This is a genomic window from Knoellia koreensis (genome assembly GCF_013041615.1).
In the GTDB taxonomy this organism is placed as follows: domain Bacteria; phylum Actinomycetota; class Actinomycetes; order Actinomycetales; family Dermatophilaceae; genus Pedococcus; species Pedococcus koreensis.
Genome location: NZ_JABEPQ010000002.1, coordinates 200,581 through 215,741 on the forward strand (window position 1 = coordinate 200,581; position 15,161 = coordinate 215,741).

Sequence of the window (15,161 nt, forward strand, 5' to 3'; positions counted from 1 at the left end):
CTCGTCGCGCGTGGCGGTGCCCACGCGACGTCCCGAGGATAGGTGCGCAACCTTGGTATGCCGCGCAGCCGCCGGTCCTCGGCGTTGCGGGCCCAGCGCGCTCACCAGACCATCACGTCAACGGCTGTCACCGGCCGAGGCTACGCTCGCGTCACGCGACAGTGAGGAGATTTCGTGGACTGGGAGCTGCTCCGACTCTCAGCGGGAGCGTTCCTCACCTCTTCCGGCTTCGGAGGCGTCGCCGCGTTGGGTGCGGCAGCACTGGCCTACCGCGGGATCCGCGCTCGTATCGAGTACGACCAAGCAGCCGCCCGCGATGTTGGACCTGCTGCTCGCCAGCATCGAGACGGAAATGGAGGAGGGCGACGATGAAGGAACCCCGCGCTAAGGCGGACGCGACCGCGCCCTCGGGCACGCGCCACAACAAGACCGCAACGGCGGCGAGTATCCAGCGCATCAAGAAGATGCGCTCGGACCTGACCCAAAAGGCCAAGACCCTGCCTGCTGGGATCTGACCGGTCCGACCGCTACCTGGTCAGGCCTCCGCCTTCTCCTGCTCCTTGCGCCAGCGGACGCCCGCCTCGATGAAGCCGTCGATGTCACCGTCGAAGACCGCGGCCGGGTTGCCCACCTCGAACTCGGTCCGCAGATCCTTGACCATCTGGTACGGCTGCAGGACGTAGGACCGCATCTGGTCACCCCAGCTGGCCTTGACGTCGCCGGCCATCTCCTTCTTGGCGGCGGCCTCCTCGGCCTGCTTCTGCAGCAGCAGCCGCGACTGGAGGACACGCAGCGCGGCGGCGCGGTTCTGGATCTGGCTCTTCTCGTTCTGCATCGACACCACGATGCCGGTCGGGATGTGCGTCATCCGCACCGCCGAGTCGGTGGTGTTGACCGACTGCCCGCCGGGACCGGAGGACCGGAAGACGTCGACCTTGATCTCGTTCTCGGGGATCTCGATCGAGTCGGTGCTCTCGATGAGCGGGATCACCTCGACCGCGGCGAAGCTCGTCTGGCGCCGCCCCTGGTTGTCGAACGGGCTGATCCGCACCAGCCGGTGCGTGCCACCCTCGACCGACAGGTTGCCGAACGCGTACGGCACGTTGACCTCGAAGGTCGCCGACTTCAGCCCCGCCTCCTCGGCGTAGGACGTGTCCATGACCTTGGTCGGGTAGCCGTGCCGTTCAGCCCAGCGCAGGTACATCCGCATGAGCATCTCGGCGAAGTCGGCGGCATCCACGCCACCGGCACCGGCGCGGATCGTCACGACGGCCTCGCGCTCGTCGTACTCCCCCGACAGCAGCGTCCGGACCTCGAGCTCGGCGACGGCCTTCTTCACGGCCGCCAGCTCGGTCTCGGCCTCGGCCATCGTGGCCGCGTCGCCTCCGTCTTCGGTGCCCATCTCGACGAGGACCTCGAGGTCGTCGATGCGGGCGTCCATGCCGGTGACGCGCTCGTACTCGGCGTTGGCCCGCGACAGCGCCGACGTCACCTGCTGCGCCGCCTCGGGGTCGTCCCAGAGGTCGGGCGCGGCGGACTTGCCCTCGAGGTCCTTGATCTGCGCCTGCAGTGCCTCTAGGTCGGTCACCTCGCGCACCGAGTCCATGGTGCTGCGCAGGTCCTTGATCTCCTGGGTGAAGTCCGTTGCCACGAGGGTCAAGCCTAGGCCACCCCCAGACATGGGTATGCCGCGTGGCCCGGATGCGAGTCTTCGGAAGAACTCCGACGTTCCAGTGGAGGTGTTCTTCCGAAGACTCGCAGGCGCCAGGGGCTAGACGACCAGGCCGAGGATGAGGACGAAGACCAGGCCGGACACTGACAGCACGGTCTCCATGAGCGACCACGACTTGATGGTCTGGCCGACGGACAGGCCGAAGTACTCCTTGACGAGCCAGAACCCGGCGTCGTTGACGTGGGAGAAGAACACCGACCCTGCGCCGATCGCCAGGACCAGCAGGGACACCTCGGCCGGCGCCATGCCGCTGGCGAGCGGGGCGAGGATGCCGGAGGCGGTGACCGTGGCGACGGTGGCGGACCCCGTCGCGAGCCGGATGAGGACGGCCACGACCCAGGCGAGCAGGAGCACCGAGATGCCGCTGTTCTGCACCCAGTCGGCGACGAGGTTGCCGATGCCGGTGTCGACGAGGGTCTGCTTGAAACCACCACCGGCGGCGACGATGAGGATGATGCCCGCGATCGGGCCGAGCGAGGACTCGAGCGACTTCGCCTGCGCCTTGAGGTCCATGCCGGCACCCCGGCCGAGGGTGGCCATTCCGACGAGGACCGCGATGAGCAGCGCGATGAGCGGCGTGCCGAGGAAGTCGAGCGCGGACCGCAGGACGTGGCCCTCGGCGAGGAAGATGTCGGCGAGCGCCTTGCCCATCATCAGGACGACCGGCGTCAGCACCGCGAAGAGCGTGGTGCCGAAGCTGGGGCGCTTGGCCCGCTCCTCACCCGTGGTGTCCTCGCTCGTCTCGAAGAGGGCGGGCGGCGGCACGTCGACCCAGCGACCGGCAAAGCGCGCGAACAGCGGCCCGGAGACGGCGACCGTCGGGATGGCCACGAGTACACCGAGCGCGAGGGTGAGGCCGAGGTTGGCCTTGAGCGCGTCGATGGCGACCAGCGGTCCCGGGTGCGGCGGCACCAGGCCGTGCATCGCCGAGAGACCGGCAAGGGCCGGGATGCCGACCTTGACGATAGACAGCCCCGAGCGCCGTGCCACGAGGAAGATCACCGGCATCAGCAGCACGAGGCCGATCTCGAAGAACATCGGCAGGCCGATGAGGGCACCCACTCCGGCCATCGCCCACGGCAGGGTCCGTGCGGACGAGCGCCCGACGATGGTGTCGACGATCTCGTCGGCGCCGCCGGAGTCGGCGAGCAGCTTGCCGAACATCGCTCCGAGTGCGATCAGGGTGCCGACGCCCGCTGCGGTCGAGCCGAAGCCCTTGGTGAACGAGTCGACGACGGCTGCCATCTCCACTCCGGCCACGGCCCCCACGGTCAGCGACCCGAGGGTCAGCCCGAGGAACGGGTGGAACTTGAACTTCGTGATGAGCACGACGATCACGGCGATGCCGAGCAGGGCAGCCGGGATGAGCCGGGCTGCGGGGATGTCCGGCACCTCGGGGGTGTCAGCGCCGGCCCACTGGTGCAGGGCGGAGAAGAGGTCGGTGGTCACGAGGGAGTGCTTTCTGTGCGAGCGAGCAGGGCGAGGGCACGGTCGACGAGCTCGTCGACCGGGAGGGAGACATCGAGGACCGCTCCGAGCTCGTCGTCCTCGAGGGGCTCGAGGGTGGCGAACTGGCTGTCGATGAGGGCGGCGGGCATGAAGTGCGCCGGCCGGGCGGCGACGCGTCGGGCGAGGACGTCACGCTCACCGTGGAGGTGCAGGAAGAAGGTGCGCGTCGAGCCGGTCCGCAGAATGTCGCGGTAGGACCGCTTGAGGGCCGAGCAGCTGGCCACGCCGCCCGTGGGGTCGTGCGCGAGGAGCCAGGCGGCGATCGCCTCGAGCCAGGGTCGCCGGTCGTCGTCGTCGAGTGGTATGCCGGCGGACATCTTGGCGATGTTGGCCGCCGGGTGGAAGTCGTCGGCGTCGGCGAACGGGACGCGCAGCCGCTGGGCCAGAGCTGCCCCGACGGTGGTCTTGCCGGAGCCGGAGACTCCCATGACGACGACCAGGGGTGGTGCTGTGCTGTTCGGGCTCATCCGCGGGACTCCTTCGTCCGGCTCGGCGTGGGCGGCTCGTCCTCGGGCCGCCGCGCCCACTGTGCCACTCTAGAACCGCCTTATCAAGACTTCTGAGCAAATAACTCGGTTTTAAAGAACGGGTGACGGCGTCAAGACTGGTCTGGCAGGGTGGTGCCGTGCGCACCGAGGCCGGCTCCGACGGCATACCCACCGATGCCCTCTCCCATGGGCCACTGCACGCCGGCGTGCTCGACGCCCTCGGCCAGGAGATCGTGTCGGGCACCGTGGCACCCGGCGACGTGTTGCGCATCGACCAGCTCGACGCGCGGTTCGGCGTCTCCCGCTCGGTCGTGCGTGAGGCCGTGCGGGTGCTCGACTCGATGGGGCTGGTGGAGACGCGGCGCCGGCTCGGGGTGCGGGTGCGGCCCCGCGAGCAGTGGAACCTCTTCGACCCGCGCGTGATCCGCTGGCGGCTCGCCGGACCGGGCCGCGAGGACCAGCTGGTATCACTCGGTGAGCTGCGGCGCGGGTTCGAGCCGGTGGCGGCCGAGCTGGCCGCCCAGCGCGCGACCCCCGACCAGTGCCGCGCCATGGCGGCGGCCGTCATGGAGATGACGGTGCACGCCAAGGCCGGCGACCTCGAGGCCTACCTGCGCGCGGACCAGGAGTTCCACGCCACGATGCTGCGGGCCTCGGGCAACGAGATGCTCGGGGCGCTCTCGACCGTGGTCGACGAGGTGCTCGCCGGCCGCACTCACCACGACCTCATGCCGCACTCCCCCAACCCGGCCGCGATCCGGCTGCACTCCGACGTGGCCAACGCAATCGGCGAGGGCGACGCCGCCACCGCCCACCGCAAGATGACCGAGATCATCGACGAGGCGAGCGACGCGGTCCGCGCCGCCAAGCAGGCGACCGACGACGCGGGCTAGACCCCGCAGGTGTTGACGAGGTCACCGCTCGTCGGCCGCGGGTAGGTGCGGTCGGCGGGTGGTGTCGCGCCCTGCTCCACCCAGGCGGTCAGCGTGTCGAATCCCGCACGGGCACAAGGCAACAGCGGCCGCAGCTTGTCGGGGAACAGCGCGTAGAGGCCGTCGGTGTGGGTGCCGCCCTCGAACGTGTAGTAGCGGTGCAGGGTGCCCTTGCCGGCGTCGTCGATCAGCCGGTCGTAGACGTCGCTGTCGGTGCGTGGCGGCAACAGGGTGTCGAGCGACCCCTGCACGGTGATGAGCGGCTTGCCGATGTTGCCGGTGAGCTGCACCCGGGCGACGGCGTCCTTCACCGACTGGGGCCGCGAGGCGTAGTCGTAGTCGGCGTCGCAGTTCGGGGTTCCACTGGCGCAGTAGGGGATTCCCGCCTTCAGGTCACCGTCGTAGGTCGGGTCGAACTCCTCGCGGTAGATGCGCTGCGTGAGGTCCCAGTACACCTGGTAGTGGAACGGCCACAGGAACTCCGACCCGGGCGCGAAACCCGCCGCGATCATCGCGTCGTGCGCCGCAGGGTCGCCGGTCGCGGCATACGCGGGGTAGTTCTTCAGGGCCGTGGGCAGATAGGTGAGCAGGTTCGGGCCGTCCGCGCGGAAGAGCGTGCCCTCCCAGTCGAGCCCGCCGTCGTAGAGGTCGGGGCGGTTCTCCAGCTGCCAGCGCACGAGGTAGCCGCCGTTGGAGATTCCGGCCATGTAGGTCTGGCTCGGCGCCTTGGCGCGCACCTGCTTGACGACGCGTTTGGCGGCGATGGTCAGCTCGGTGACGCGGGTGTTCCACTCCGCCACCGAACCGCCGGGCGCCGAGCCGTCGTCCCAGAAGTTGAGCCCGACGTTGCCCTTGTCGGTCGAGGCGAACGCGTACCCCTGCGCCAGGACGTGGTCGCTGATGATGAAGTCGTTGGCGTACTGCGCGCGGTTGCCGGGGGCGCCGCTGACGACGAGCCCGCCGTTCCAGTTGTCGGGGATGCGGATGACGAACTGGCTGTCGTGCTTCCATCCGTTGTTGGTGTTGCCGGTCGAGGTGTCCGGGAAGTAGCCGTCGACCTGGATGCCCGGCACGCCGCTGGGGTTGACCGTGCCTGCCGCGTGCAGCCCGGCGTAGTCGGCCGGGTTCGTGTGCCCCGACGCGACCGTGCCCGCGGTCGTGAGGTCGGCGAGGCACGCGGTCTTCTGCATCTCGGCGCCCGGCACGCGCACCTTCGACTCGCGGGCGCAGTGGCTGCCCCCGGGCTTGTCGGCGCTGGCAGGCCCGGCAGTCGCGAGGGCGCCGGTGGCGGCGAGCGCAGCAGTGGCCAGGACGGCGGCGAGGCGGTGGCGGGACGTCGTTGTCGGGCGCATGGGGTCATGGTTCGCCTCGCGGGCGCGCCGACCAATGTGGGTGCGGCACACAAACAAGGTATGCCGCGTGTGCGTCTTTGCAGGTCAGGACGCCTGCGCGCGCAGCACGTCGCGGGTGATCTCGACCTGGCCGCGGTGCTGGGCGAGCTCCTCGTAGACGTGCAGGAGTACCTCACCCTGCGTGGCGTAGGTGTCGTGGTGGTGACGGCCCCGCGGAGGGTTCGCCGGCGGCATACCCGCGTCTGCCTCGCCCACCCACCCGGCGAAGTCCGCGCGCAAGCGGTCAGTTGCGGCGGCGAGGTCCGCGACCGGACCGGTCGCGCTGAACTCGGCATCGCGGTCGCGCGGGACCTCGCGGCCGAGGTTGACGGTCGAGCCCCAGTAGGCGCACACGCCGAGGCAGTGGGTCAGGATCGCGTACGGGCTGTTGGCTCCGGGCAGGTCCGGGCGACGGTCGGCGAGACCGTCGCCGAGGTCGGTGACGGTGTCGCGCATGGCGACCAGCGCCTCGTCGCAGAACCGGAGGTAGGTGTCCTTGTCGATCACGGAGCGAGACTACGAGACCGCACCGTCAGGCCACACTGCGTCAGTCGGCGGAGCCGGTCTCGAGGAGGCGCACGAAGGCAGCCTCGTCGAGGATGGGGCGGCCGAGCTCGCGCGCCTTGTCCTCCTTGGAGCCGGCGTTCTGGCCGACGACGACGTAGTCGGTCTTCTTCGACACCGAGCTCGACGCCTTGCCACCGCGGGCGAGGATGGCCTCCTTGGCCGAGTCGCGTGAGAAGCCCTCGAGCGATCCGGTCACGACGACGGTGAGCCCGGCGAGGGTCTGCTCGATCGACTCGTCGCGCTCATCCTCCATCCGCACCCCGTCGGCGGCCCACCGCTGCACGATGTTGCGGTGCCAGTCGTTGCCCCCGCCATCGAACCACTCGCGCACTGCGTCGGCGATCACTCCCCCGACGCCCTCGACCCCGGCGAGCTCGTCGCGCGACGCGTCGCGGATGGCCTGCATGGAGCCGAAGTGCTGCGCGAGGGCGCGTGACGCCGTGGGGCCGACGTGCCGGATCGAGAGCGCGACGAGCACCCGCCAGAGCGGCTGCTCCTTGGCCGCGGCCAGGTTGTCGACGAGCCGTCGGCCGTTGGCAGAGAGCACGCGGCCGTCGACCACAGCCTCCTCGGGGTCGGTCTTCTTCGCGGCCCGCGTGAACAGCGGTACCTGCGCGATCTCCTTCTCCCCCAACGCAAACAGGCCACTCTCGTCCTCGATGACCCCGGACTCGAGCAGGGCACCGGCGCCCTCCCACCCGAGCGCCTCGATGTCGAACGCACCGCGCCCCGCGAGCCCGGCGAGCCGCTCGCGCAGCTGCTGCGGGCAGGTGCGGGCGTTGGGGCAGCGGATGTCCTTGTCGCCCTCCTTCTCCGGGCGCAGTTCGGTGTTGCACGACGGGCAGTGGGTCGGCATGACGAACTCGCGCTCGCTGCCGTCACGCAGGTCGACGACCGGGCCGAGGATCTCGGGGATCACGTCACCGGCCTTGCGCAGCACCACCGTGTCGCCGATGAGCACGCCCTTGCGCTTGACCTCGTCGGCGTTGTGCAGGGTCGCCCGCTCCACCGTCGAGCCGGCGACCACGACCGGCTCCATCACGCCGAACGGCGTCACCCGGCCCGTGCGCCCGACGCCCACCTGGATGTCGAGCAGCTTGGTGTTCACCTCTTCCGGCGGGTACTTGTACGCGATCGCCCAGCGCGGCGCCCGCGACGTCGACCCCAGCTGGCGCTGCACCGCGACCTCGTCGATCTTGATGACGATGCCGTCGAGCTCGTGCTCCACGTCGTGCCGGTGCTCGCCGTAGTAGGAGACGTAGTCCTGCACCTCCTCGATCGTGTCAACGACCTTGGAGTGCGTGGACACCGGCAGGCCCCACTCCTTGAACAGGTCGTAGGCCTGCGACTGCCGCGTCAGCTCCAGCCCCTCGCGGTAGCCGATGCCGTGCACCAGCATCCGCAGCCCGCGGCTGGCGGTGACGCGAGGGTCCTTCTGCCGCAACGATCCCGCGGCGGTGTTGCGCGGGTTGGCATAGGGCGGCTTGCCCGCCGCGACCAGCTGGGCGTTGAGCTCGCCGAACGCCTCGACGGGGAAGAACACCTCGCCCCTGATCTCGACCTTGGCTGGGTGCCCCTTGCCCTTGAGCTGGTGGGGTATGCCGTCGATCGTGCGGACGTTGTTGGTCACGTCCTCGCCCGTGCGGCCGTCGCCGCGGGTCAGTGCGCGCGTGAGCTTTCCGTTCTCGTACAACAGGTTGACGGCCAACCCGTCGATCTTCAGCTCGCACAGATAGTGGTATGCCGCGGTGCTCGCGTCGCGCGCGACGCGCGCCGCCCAGGCGGCGAGCTCCTCGGGCGAGAAGCAGTTGTCGAGGGAGAGCATCCGTTCGAGGTGGTCGACCGCGGTGAAGTCAGTCGAGAACACCGCGCCACCCACCTGCTGGGTCGGGCTCTCGGGGGTGCGCAGCTGCGGGTACTCGTCCTCGATCTGGTTCAGCCGCTTGATCAGGGCGTCGTACTGGCCGTCGCTGATCGTCGGGGCGTCCTTGACGTGGTAGGCGAACTGGGCCGCGCTCGCCTGCTCGGCCAGCTCGGTCCACTCGTGGCGGACGTCCTCGGGGACATCGCTCTCGATCGGGCTCGCGGTGGTGCTGGCGGTGGTGCTGGCGGCGCTGCTGTCGGTCACGCCCCCATCCTGCCGCAGCCCACCGACTCCAGAGCCGGATCCGCGGCGCGCGCCCCCGCCCACGTGTGTGGTGGCGGTGGCAACCGTTCACGCAGACGCGGGCACGCGGCATACGGCAGGGAACTCACGAAGCGGCCGAACCGTAGCCAAAGCACAGGTCTACCGGAGAGTATGAGGGCCTGGTCCCGACCCCACGACGCAATGGAGCGCCCGATGACCAACATCGCCACCGACCTCACGACCACGGCCGCCAAGGACCCCGAGCAGTCCGCGGTCCGGATCAACGGCCAGAGCATGAGCTACGCGCAGCTGCACGCCGCCGCGGCGAAGGTCGCCGGCTCGCTGCGCGCCGCGGGCATCGAGCCCGGCGACCGGGTCGCGATCATCCTGCCGAACGTCCCGGCCTTCCCGGTCGTCTTCTACGGCATCCTGCTCGCGGGCGGCGTGGTCGTGCCGATGAACCCGCTGCTCAAGTCCGGCGAGATCGACTACTTCTTCACCAACTCCGGGGCGAAGGTTGCGTTCGTGTGGCCGGATTTCGTCGCCGAGGCAACCAAGGGCGCCCAGAACAGCGGCACCACGATCGTCGAGTGCAGCCCGACGGGTCCCGTCGAGGGCGTGCTGCCCGAGGGCGACCCCATCGTCGAGCCGGTCGAGCGGGCCGATGACGACGACGCGCTGATCCTCTACACCTCGGGCACCACGGGCCGGCCCAAGGGCGCCGAGCTCACCCACTCCAACATCCACCTCAACGCCCGGCGCAGCTCGGTCGACATCCAGCACACGACCTCCGAGGACGTCGTCATGGGCTGCCTGCCGCTGTTCCACGTGTTCGGCCTCGTCGTGGGTATGCACGCGGCCGTTCTGGCCGGCGCGTCGCTCGCGCTCATCCCGCGCTTCGACCCCGAGCAGGCCATCGAGGTGATCGAGAAGGAGCGCGTCACGATCATGCTGGGCGTGCCGACGATGTATGCCGCGATCCTCAACCACCCGAAGTCCGACGGCATGGACGCGTCGTCGCTGCGCACCTGCTGCTCGGGCGGCTCGGCGATGCCGCACGAGGTGCAGAAGGCGTTCGAGGACAAGTTCGGCTGCATCATCCTCGAGGGTTACGGGCTGTCGGAGACCTCGCCCGTCGCGTCGTTCAACATGCCCGACCGCGAGCGCAAGCCCGGCACGATCGGGGTTGCGATCCCCGGCTGCGAGATGAAGCTGGTCGGTGCCGACGGCCAGGACGTCGGCGCCGGGGAGGGCGTCGGCGAGATCGCGATCCGCGGCGACAACGTCATGAAGGGCTACTGGCAGAACCCGGAAGCCACCGCCGAGGCCATCCCCGACGGCTGGTTCCGCACCGGCGACCTCGCCACGGTCGACGAGGACGGCTACTACACGATCGTCGACCGCAAGAAGGACATGATCCTGCGCGGTGGCATGAACGTGTACCCGCGCGAGGTCGAGGAGACGCTCTACCAGCACCCAGACGTGCTCGAGGCCGCCGTGGTCGCGGTGCCCGACGACCTGCTCGGTGAGGAGGTCGGCGCCGCCGTGGCGCTCAAGCCGGACGCCAAGGCCTCGCTCGAGGACATCAAGCAGTTCGTCAAGGACAACCTCGCCGCCTACAAGTACCCGCGCCACATCTGGCAGGTCGAGGAGCTGCCCAAGACCGCCACCGGCAAGATCCTGCGCCGTGAGGTCAGCAAACCCTGACATCGAGTCGAGTGCCTGAGACCGACCCTTGGGTAGGCCTCAGGCACTCGACTTGGGTCGGCGCGCGGGCAGGCCGATGACGATCGCGCTGACGAGCACGATGGCGGCCCCGACGAGCTGCGGCCAGGCGAGGTGCTCGCCGAGCACGAGGACGCCGAGCAGCACCGACACGACCGGGATGAGGTAGGTGACGGTCGTCGAGACCGTCGCGCCCGCGGCCCGCACGACGTCGAACTGCAGCATGTACGCAAGCCCGGTGCCGACGATGCCCAGCGCGAGCACCGCCAGCAGCGGCAGCCACACGCCACCACCCGAGGCGTCGGCGTGCCCCGACCACGGCGCGGCATACGCGTCGCGGTGCAGCAGCCACCAGACACCCAGCACGGGCACCATCAGCACCGACCCCACGAGGAGCAACGCGGTCGGCATCGACAGGCCACCCAGGTCGGCGTGCCCGAGGAACCGCCGGTTGTAGGTCCACCCCAGGCCGTAGCACGCACCTGCGACGAGGGTCATGCCGAAGCCCAGCAGGTCGGGGCGCCCGGCCGACTCCCACGGCTGCATGATGACGACCACGCCGACGAACCCGATGAGCACCGCCGCCAGCTTGCGCGGCGACAACCGGTCGCTCGGCAGCAGCACGAGCGCGAAGAACACCGCGGCCAGGGGCGTCGTCGCGTTGCCGATGCCCGCGAGCGCCGAGGAGACGCGCTCCTCCCCCGCCGCGAACAGGCTGAACGGCAACGCGGTCAGGAACACGCCCGACACCGCGAGGTGGGCCCACGTGCGGCGTTCGCGCGGGAGCCGTCCACCCGTCAACGACAGCAGCACGAGGAGCGTCGCGGTGCCGGCGAAGATGCGCAGCCCCGAGATCTGCAGCGGCGCCATCGTGCGCAGACCGACCTTCATCAACAGGAAGCTCGAGCCCCAGATCACTGCCAGCGCAAGGTATTTCGCCTGCCAGGGCACTCGCACGCTCGTCGTCACCGGTGCCGTACCGGCCTGCGCCACACTGCTCATGGGCGGGTCAACCCTCCGCTCGTTCGGACCATTCCGCGGCCACGTCGACCGCTGCCCGTTGAACGCGCCAGGCCCCATCCGGTGTGAGCCCCGCCAGCCCGCACGCCGGGGTGGCGACGAGGGCATCCAGCCCGGCTCGCGGCATACCGGCGTCGGCCCAGCCGCGCTCGACCTCCTCGACGGCGGCGCGCACCGACCCCGACCCGTCGGTCGGCAGGCATCCTGGCCACACCGCGACGCCGTCCTCGACGGTCGCGGCCACGGACTCCCACCGCTGCGGTGACAGGCCGGTCGTGTCGAGCGCGATGGCGGCGGTGCCGCTCTGGCGGAGCAGGGGCAGGGGTATGCCGCGGTCGCAGCAGTGCACGACCGTCGCGTCCGCGTCGGGGGCGGCGGCGAGGACGTCGCGCAGGCCGCCGGCGACGACCTGGGGGTCGACCGCACGCAGGTGACCGTAGCCGCTGGCCGTGGACAGCCGTCCCTCGAGGACGGCCGGCAGCGACGGCTCGTCGAGCTGGAGCCAGAGCCGCGCACCGGGCACCAGTGCCTGCACCCGACCGAGGTGTTCGCGCAGCCCCTCGGCCAGCGACCCGACGATGTCGCGGACGGCGCCCTCGTCGGCGACGGCCTTCTCGCCGCGGTTCAGCTCGATGGTGGCCGCGAGCGTCCACGGGCCGGTGGACTGCACCTTGAGGTCGCCCTCGTAGCCGTCGAACGCCTCGGCGAGCTCGTCGAGGTCCTGGCGCCACAGGGCGGCGGTGCGCTCGGCGTCGCGTCCGGGCCGCTCGACGAAGCGCCAGCCGCTGGGCTGGAGGTCGACGTGCAGGTCGACCAGCAGGCCGGCCGCGCGGCCGACCATGTCCGAGCCGGGGCCGCGGGCGGGCAGCTCGGGCAGGTAGGGCAGCTGCCCGTCACCGAGGATGTCGCGCACCCCCTTGAGGGCCTCGCGGATGTCGGTGCCGGGAAGGGAGCCGATGCCGGATGCGCGCGCCACGTCAGCGAGGTTAGACCCCGCCACCGACGGCGCAGACGCCGCCCGACGACCACGGTCGGCCCCGGTGTGCCATGCGCCCGCACGCATCCGGGCTCCGCCCGGTGACCGTGGTCGCCCGTCCGCCATGGGGCGAGGGTGGGGACGGGGTGGCTAGGTGGCCACCCCGCCCGAGCTCTCGTATGCCGCGAGCAGCCGCTTGGGCGCGACCAGTCGCCATGCGTCCTCGACGACCTCGTCCACGCGGTCCCAGTCGACCTCACGGTCGAGCCAGACTCCGACCCAGCCGCGGTGGCCGACGTAGGGCGGGCGGAAGTAGCCGTCCGGGTCGTCGTCGACCAGCCGCTCCTGGACGCCTTCGGGCGCCGCCGCCCAGAAGGCGACCCGCTCGTCATGGTGGTGGTCGGCGGCCATGACGAACAGCTTCTTCCCACCCGCGAACCAGCACTCCTCGCCGTGCGAGAGGCGTTGCTCGGTCTGCGGGAAGGCCAGGCACAGGTCACGCACCCGCGCCAGAGGTGAGCCGGGACGGATCTCTCGCTGCCGCATACCCGCCAGCCTTGCCACGGCCGGGGCCACGGTCAACAGGCTCAGCGGCGGCGGCCGACCTTCACCTGGTAGCGCGCGGGCACGGTGCCGTCGGTCGCGAGCTGGAGCTGCTCGGCCACGGCCTGCACCGCGGCGCCCGCGGTCGACAGTGGCGTGAGCGGATCGATCGTCGCCGTGAGCTCGACCGCGCCGTCATGCGGCGGGCCGAGGATGCGGCCCTTGGCCTTCTCCACGCCCGGCTGCGCCGCGAGGGCGTCCGCAGCGGTCCCGGCGAGCGCGCCGAGGTCGAGCACGAGCCGGCCGTTCGGAGCCGAGCCCGGCAGCGGGCGGTTGGAGCGGCCCCGGGTGACCCGGTGCCCGACGATCCAGCGCAGCACCAGCAGCGCCAGCAGCACGCCGACGAGACCCGTGGCCCAGGGCCACCAGGCCTGCTTCGGGAGGTCGGCGACGACCGGCAGGTTGAGGGGGCCCACGAGCGGGTCACGGAACCACTGGCTGGTGTCGAGCCGCCACACGAGCAGGGCGGCGCCGGCGGCGATCAGCAGTAGGCCGAGGACGATCGAGGCGAACCGGTCCAGGGCAGCCGTGGCACGGCTCATGACACATCCTCCTGTCCACCCGACTGGCGGGTCGACCGCACGCTGACACTGACACTGGGCTGGGGGTCGAGGCCTTCGAGCTGCTCGGTCACTGCCCGGGTGACGTCGTCGCGCAGCTCGCCCTTGTCGCGGTCGGCGCCGCGGACCTTCACCGACACGCGCCCGGGACGGGCGGAGACCCGAGCGTCCAGCACCCCGTCGATCGACTGGGCGGCCGAGCGGGCCAGACGGTCCACGTCCTGCGCGGGGAGCCAGGCCCGGACGGGGCCACCTACTGCGAGGAACCGGCGGGGACGGCGGCGCAGCGCCTGCACGAGGCACCACAGGCCAACCAGCACGAGGACGACACCCACGGGGAGCATCCAGTCCGCCGGCTGGACGGCGCGGAACCACTCGAGCACCGGGGTGGACCAAGGCTGGCCCGAGGCCCACCCGGCCAGCACGACGGTGTCGCGGATCAGCACGACCGCCAGGGCGGTCAGGAGCAGCATCACGAGGACGGCGGGCACCACGGCCGGCAGCCCGCCGAGGGCCGGGCCCAGGGTACGGGCACGCTGCTGCGGTGCGGCCTGGCTGGGCAGCGCCTCGGTGTGGCGCTCACCCCGGGTCGGTGCGGCGGTGCTCATCGCACGGTCCTCTCGCTCTCCTGGGGCTGGACGGGCACGACGGTGACGTCGCACGCGGCGACGTCCAACCCGGCATACCGGTGCAGCACGTCGGTCACGGCGGTCCGGACGCCGCCGGCGGCGGTGGCCACGCCGTGCGGCCACTCGACGCCCACGTCGAGGGCGACGCGCACGCGGTCGTCGCTCAGCGAGGTGTCGATGCGGGGCAGGTCGCGTCCGGTGAGGGCGTCGAGGCCCGACCGGTGGGCGACGACGCCGTCGACGTCCAGCACGGCCCGGCGCACGAGGTGCTGCACGGCCGCGTCACGGATCCGCAGCGTCCCCCGGTCGGCGCGGATGACGGCGTCAGCCACGTCCGCGACCCCTCAGCACCGAGTCGAGGTCGACGTCACCGTCGAGCCAGCGGCCGACGACGAAGCCGGCGCCACCCAGCACGAGGGCCACGAGGAACCCGGTGAATCCGCCGGCAGCGGCGGCGACGCCGAGCAGGAGGCCCGCGAGCATCCAGATGATCGAAGAGTTGATGGTCATGACGTCCTCCCGGAGGGGTGGTCGGTCGGGGATGGTGGTTCGGCGTCGGGCCGCGTCGACGTGGCGCCGGGGGCGGCCACGTCCTCGACGGTCACGTCGACGGGGGTGTCGACGAGCGGCGCGACCGCGTCACGCACGGCGGCCGCGACGTCGGGCACGCGGGTGCCGTACTCGACGACGACGTGCACCTGCGCGGTCTCGCCGAGTCGGACCCCCGCGATGCGCCCGCCGGGTCGGTAGGTCGCGACCTCGCCGAACCGGCCACCGTGCAGCCCCACCACACCGGGCGTGCGCTCCACGGCCTGTGCCACGCGCGCGGCCAGAGGCGGGTCCTCAGGCGCCGCAGAGGGGGGCGCCGGGGCCTGAGGACCCGCGGTCTGGGGTGACGCGG

17 protein-coding genes are annotated in these 15,161 nt (G+C 71.2%); 3 read left to right on the forward strand and 14 right to left on the reverse strand.

Going from position 1 to position 15,161, the window contains the following annotated elements:
- The first annotated feature begins 368 nt into the window (after positions 1-368).
- Positions 369-515: a hypothetical protein gene (locus HJG52_RS09330; protein WP_171243340.1), complete on the forward strand. Its 147-nt coding sequence runs from the start codon at positions 369-371 to the stop codon at positions 513-515.
- A gap of 20 nt (positions 516-535) precedes the next feature.
- On the opposite strand, the gene prfB is transcribed toward HJG52_RS09330, so the two are convergent.
- The 3 genes from prfB to HJG52_RS09345 all read right to left on the reverse strand — a co-directional run bounded on the left by prfB (position 536) and on the right by HJG52_RS09345 (position 3,708).
- Entirely contained in the window at positions 536-1,651 is a 1,116-nt protein-coding gene (prfB, locus tag HJG52_RS09335; RefSeq protein ID WP_171243341.1) for a peptide chain release factor 2, read from the reverse strand.
- A gap of 120 nt (positions 1,652-1,771) precedes the next feature.
- Positions 1,772-3,181, reverse strand: coding sequence for a GntP family permease (locus HJG52_RS09340; RefSeq protein WP_430413340.1), 1,410 nt, complete (start codon positions 3,179-3,181; stop codon positions 1,772-1,774).
- On the reverse strand, positions 3,178-3,708 hold the full coding sequence (locus tag HJG52_RS09345; protein ID WP_206070483.1) for a gluconokinase: 531 nt from the start codon (positions 3,706-3,708) through the stop codon (positions 3,178-3,180). The genes HJG52_RS09340 and HJG52_RS09345 overlap by 4 nt, the downstream gene beginning before the upstream one ends.
- 158 nt (positions 3,709-3,866) lie before the next feature.
- Here HJG52_RS09345 and HJG52_RS09350 point away from each other — a divergent pair, with 158 nt between their 5' ends.
- Complete coding sequence (locus HJG52_RS09350; protein ID WP_346767657.1) at positions 3,867-4,622, forward strand: FadR/GntR family transcriptional regulator; 756 nt, start codon at positions 3,867-3,869, stop codon at positions 4,620-4,622.
- Here HJG52_RS09350 and HJG52_RS09355 read toward each other — a convergent pair.
- From HJG52_RS09355 to ligA, 3 genes are all read right to left on the reverse strand, one after another.
- Positions 4,619-6,013 carry an alpha/beta hydrolase family protein gene (locus tag HJG52_RS09355; RefSeq protein ID WP_171243342.1) on the reverse strand — a complete coding sequence of 465 codons (1,395 nt, stop codon included), beginning with the start codon at positions 6,011-6,013 and terminating at the stop codon, positions 4,619-4,621. The genes HJG52_RS09350 and HJG52_RS09355 overlap by 4 nt on opposite strands.
- 84 nt (positions 6,014-6,097) lie before the next feature.
- Entirely contained in the window at positions 6,098-6,559 is a 462-nt protein-coding gene (locus HJG52_RS09360; RefSeq protein ID WP_171243343.1) for a mycothiol transferase, read from the reverse strand.
- 40 nt (positions 6,560-6,599) lie between these two features.
- Positions 6,600-8,747, reverse strand: coding sequence for an NAD-dependent DNA ligase LigA (gene ligA, locus HJG52_RS09365; protein ID WP_346767658.1), 2,148 nt, complete (start codon positions 8,745-8,747; stop codon positions 6,600-6,602).
- Positions 8,748-8,960: 213 nt separating this feature from the next.
- Here ligA and HJG52_RS09370 point away from each other — a divergent pair, with 213 nt between their 5' ends.
- Positions 8,961-10,454, forward strand: coding sequence for a long-chain-fatty-acid--CoA ligase (locus tag HJG52_RS09370; protein WP_171243344.1), 1,494 nt, complete (start codon positions 8,961-8,963; stop codon positions 10,452-10,454).
- A 39-nt stretch (positions 10,455-10,493) separates the two neighbouring features.
- Here the strand turns inward: HJG52_RS09370 and HJG52_RS09375 are convergent, their stop codons facing one another.
- The 8 genes from HJG52_RS09375 to HJG52_RS09410 form a co-directional block, all read right to left on the reverse strand.
- Positions 10,494-11,474, reverse strand: a complete 981-nt coding sequence (locus HJG52_RS09375; protein ID WP_206070485.1) for a DMT family transporter — start codon at positions 11,472-11,474, stop codon at positions 10,494-10,496.
- A gap of 7 nt (positions 11,475-11,481) precedes the next feature.
- Complete coding sequence (locus HJG52_RS09380; protein WP_171243345.1) at positions 11,482-12,468, reverse strand: uroporphyrinogen decarboxylase/cobalamine-independent methonine synthase family protein; 987 nt, start codon at positions 12,466-12,468, stop codon at positions 11,482-11,484.
- A 150-nt stretch (positions 12,469-12,618) separates the two neighbouring features.
- Entirely contained in the window at positions 12,619-13,014 is a 396-nt protein-coding gene (locus tag HJG52_RS09385; protein ID WP_171243346.1) for an MmcQ/YjbR family DNA-binding protein, read from the reverse strand.
- Positions 13,015-13,055: 41 nt separating this feature from the next.
- Positions 13,056-13,613 (reverse strand): hypothetical protein, encoded by a 558-nt coding sequence (locus HJG52_RS09390; protein ID WP_171243347.1) that lies wholly within the window; start codon positions 13,611-13,613, stop codon positions 13,056-13,058.
- Complete coding sequence (locus HJG52_RS09395) at positions 13,610-14,239, reverse strand: DUF6286 domain-containing protein (protein WP_171243348.1); 630 nt, start codon at positions 14,237-14,239, stop codon at positions 13,610-13,612. The genes HJG52_RS09390 and HJG52_RS09395 overlap by 4 nt, the downstream gene beginning before the upstream one ends.
- The gene (locus tag HJG52_RS09400) at positions 14,236-14,592 is read right to left on the reverse strand and encodes an Asp23/Gls24 family envelope stress response protein (protein WP_171243349.1); all 357 of its coding nucleotides are present in this window, start codon (positions 14,590-14,592) and stop codon (positions 14,236-14,238) included. The genes HJG52_RS09395 and HJG52_RS09400 overlap by 4 nt, the downstream gene beginning before the upstream one ends.
- Positions 14,585-14,770, reverse strand: a complete 186-nt coding sequence (locus HJG52_RS09405; RefSeq protein ID WP_206070487.1) for a hypothetical protein — start codon at positions 14,768-14,770, stop codon at positions 14,585-14,587. The genes HJG52_RS09400 and HJG52_RS09405 overlap by 8 nt, the downstream gene beginning before the upstream one ends.
- A complete protein-coding gene (locus HJG52_RS09410) occupies positions 14,767-15,081 on the reverse strand; it encodes an Asp23/Gls24 family envelope stress response protein (RefSeq protein ID WP_346767659.1) in 315 nt (104 codons plus the stop codon). The genes HJG52_RS09405 and HJG52_RS09410 overlap by 4 nt, the downstream gene beginning before the upstream one ends.
- Positions 15,082-15,161 lie beyond the last annotated feature (80 nt).

Bases quoted from the DNA above. Each gene is read 5' to 3' on its own strand.
- HJG52_RS09330 (WP_171243340.1), top strand. From the start codon at position 369: ATGAAGGAACCCCGCGCTAAGGCGGACGCGACCGCGCCCTCGGGCACG.
- HJG52_RS09345 (WP_206070483.1), bottom strand. From the start codon at position 3,708: ATGAGCCCGAACAGCACAGCACCACCCCTGGTCGTCGTCATGGGAGTC.
- HJG52_RS09355 (WP_171243342.1), bottom strand. From the start codon at position 6,013: ATGCGCCCGACAACGACGTCCCGCCACCGCCTCGCCGCCGTCCTGGCC.
- HJG52_RS09370 (WP_171243344.1), top strand. From the start codon at position 8,961: ATGACCAACATCGCCACCGACCTCACGACCACGGCCGCCAAGGACCCC.
- HJG52_RS09375 (WP_206070485.1), bottom strand. From the start codon at position 11,474: ATGAGCAGTGTGGCGCAGGCCGGTACGGCACCGGTGACGACGAGCGTG.
- HJG52_RS09385 (WP_171243346.1), bottom strand. From the start codon at position 13,014: ATGCGGCAGCGAGAGATCCGTCCCGGCTCACCTCTGGCGCGGGTGCGT.
- HJG52_RS09390 (WP_171243347.1), bottom strand. From the start codon at position 13,613: ATGAGCCGTGCCACGGCTGCCCTGGACCGGTTCGCCTCGATCGTCCTC.
- HJG52_RS09395 (WP_171243348.1), bottom strand. From the start codon at position 14,239: ATGAGCACCGCCGCACCGACCCGGGGTGAGCGCCACACCGAGGCGCTG.
- HJG52_RS09405 (WP_206070487.1), bottom strand. From the start codon at position 14,770: ATGACCATCAACTCTTCGATCATCTGGATGCTCGCGGGCCTCCTGCTC.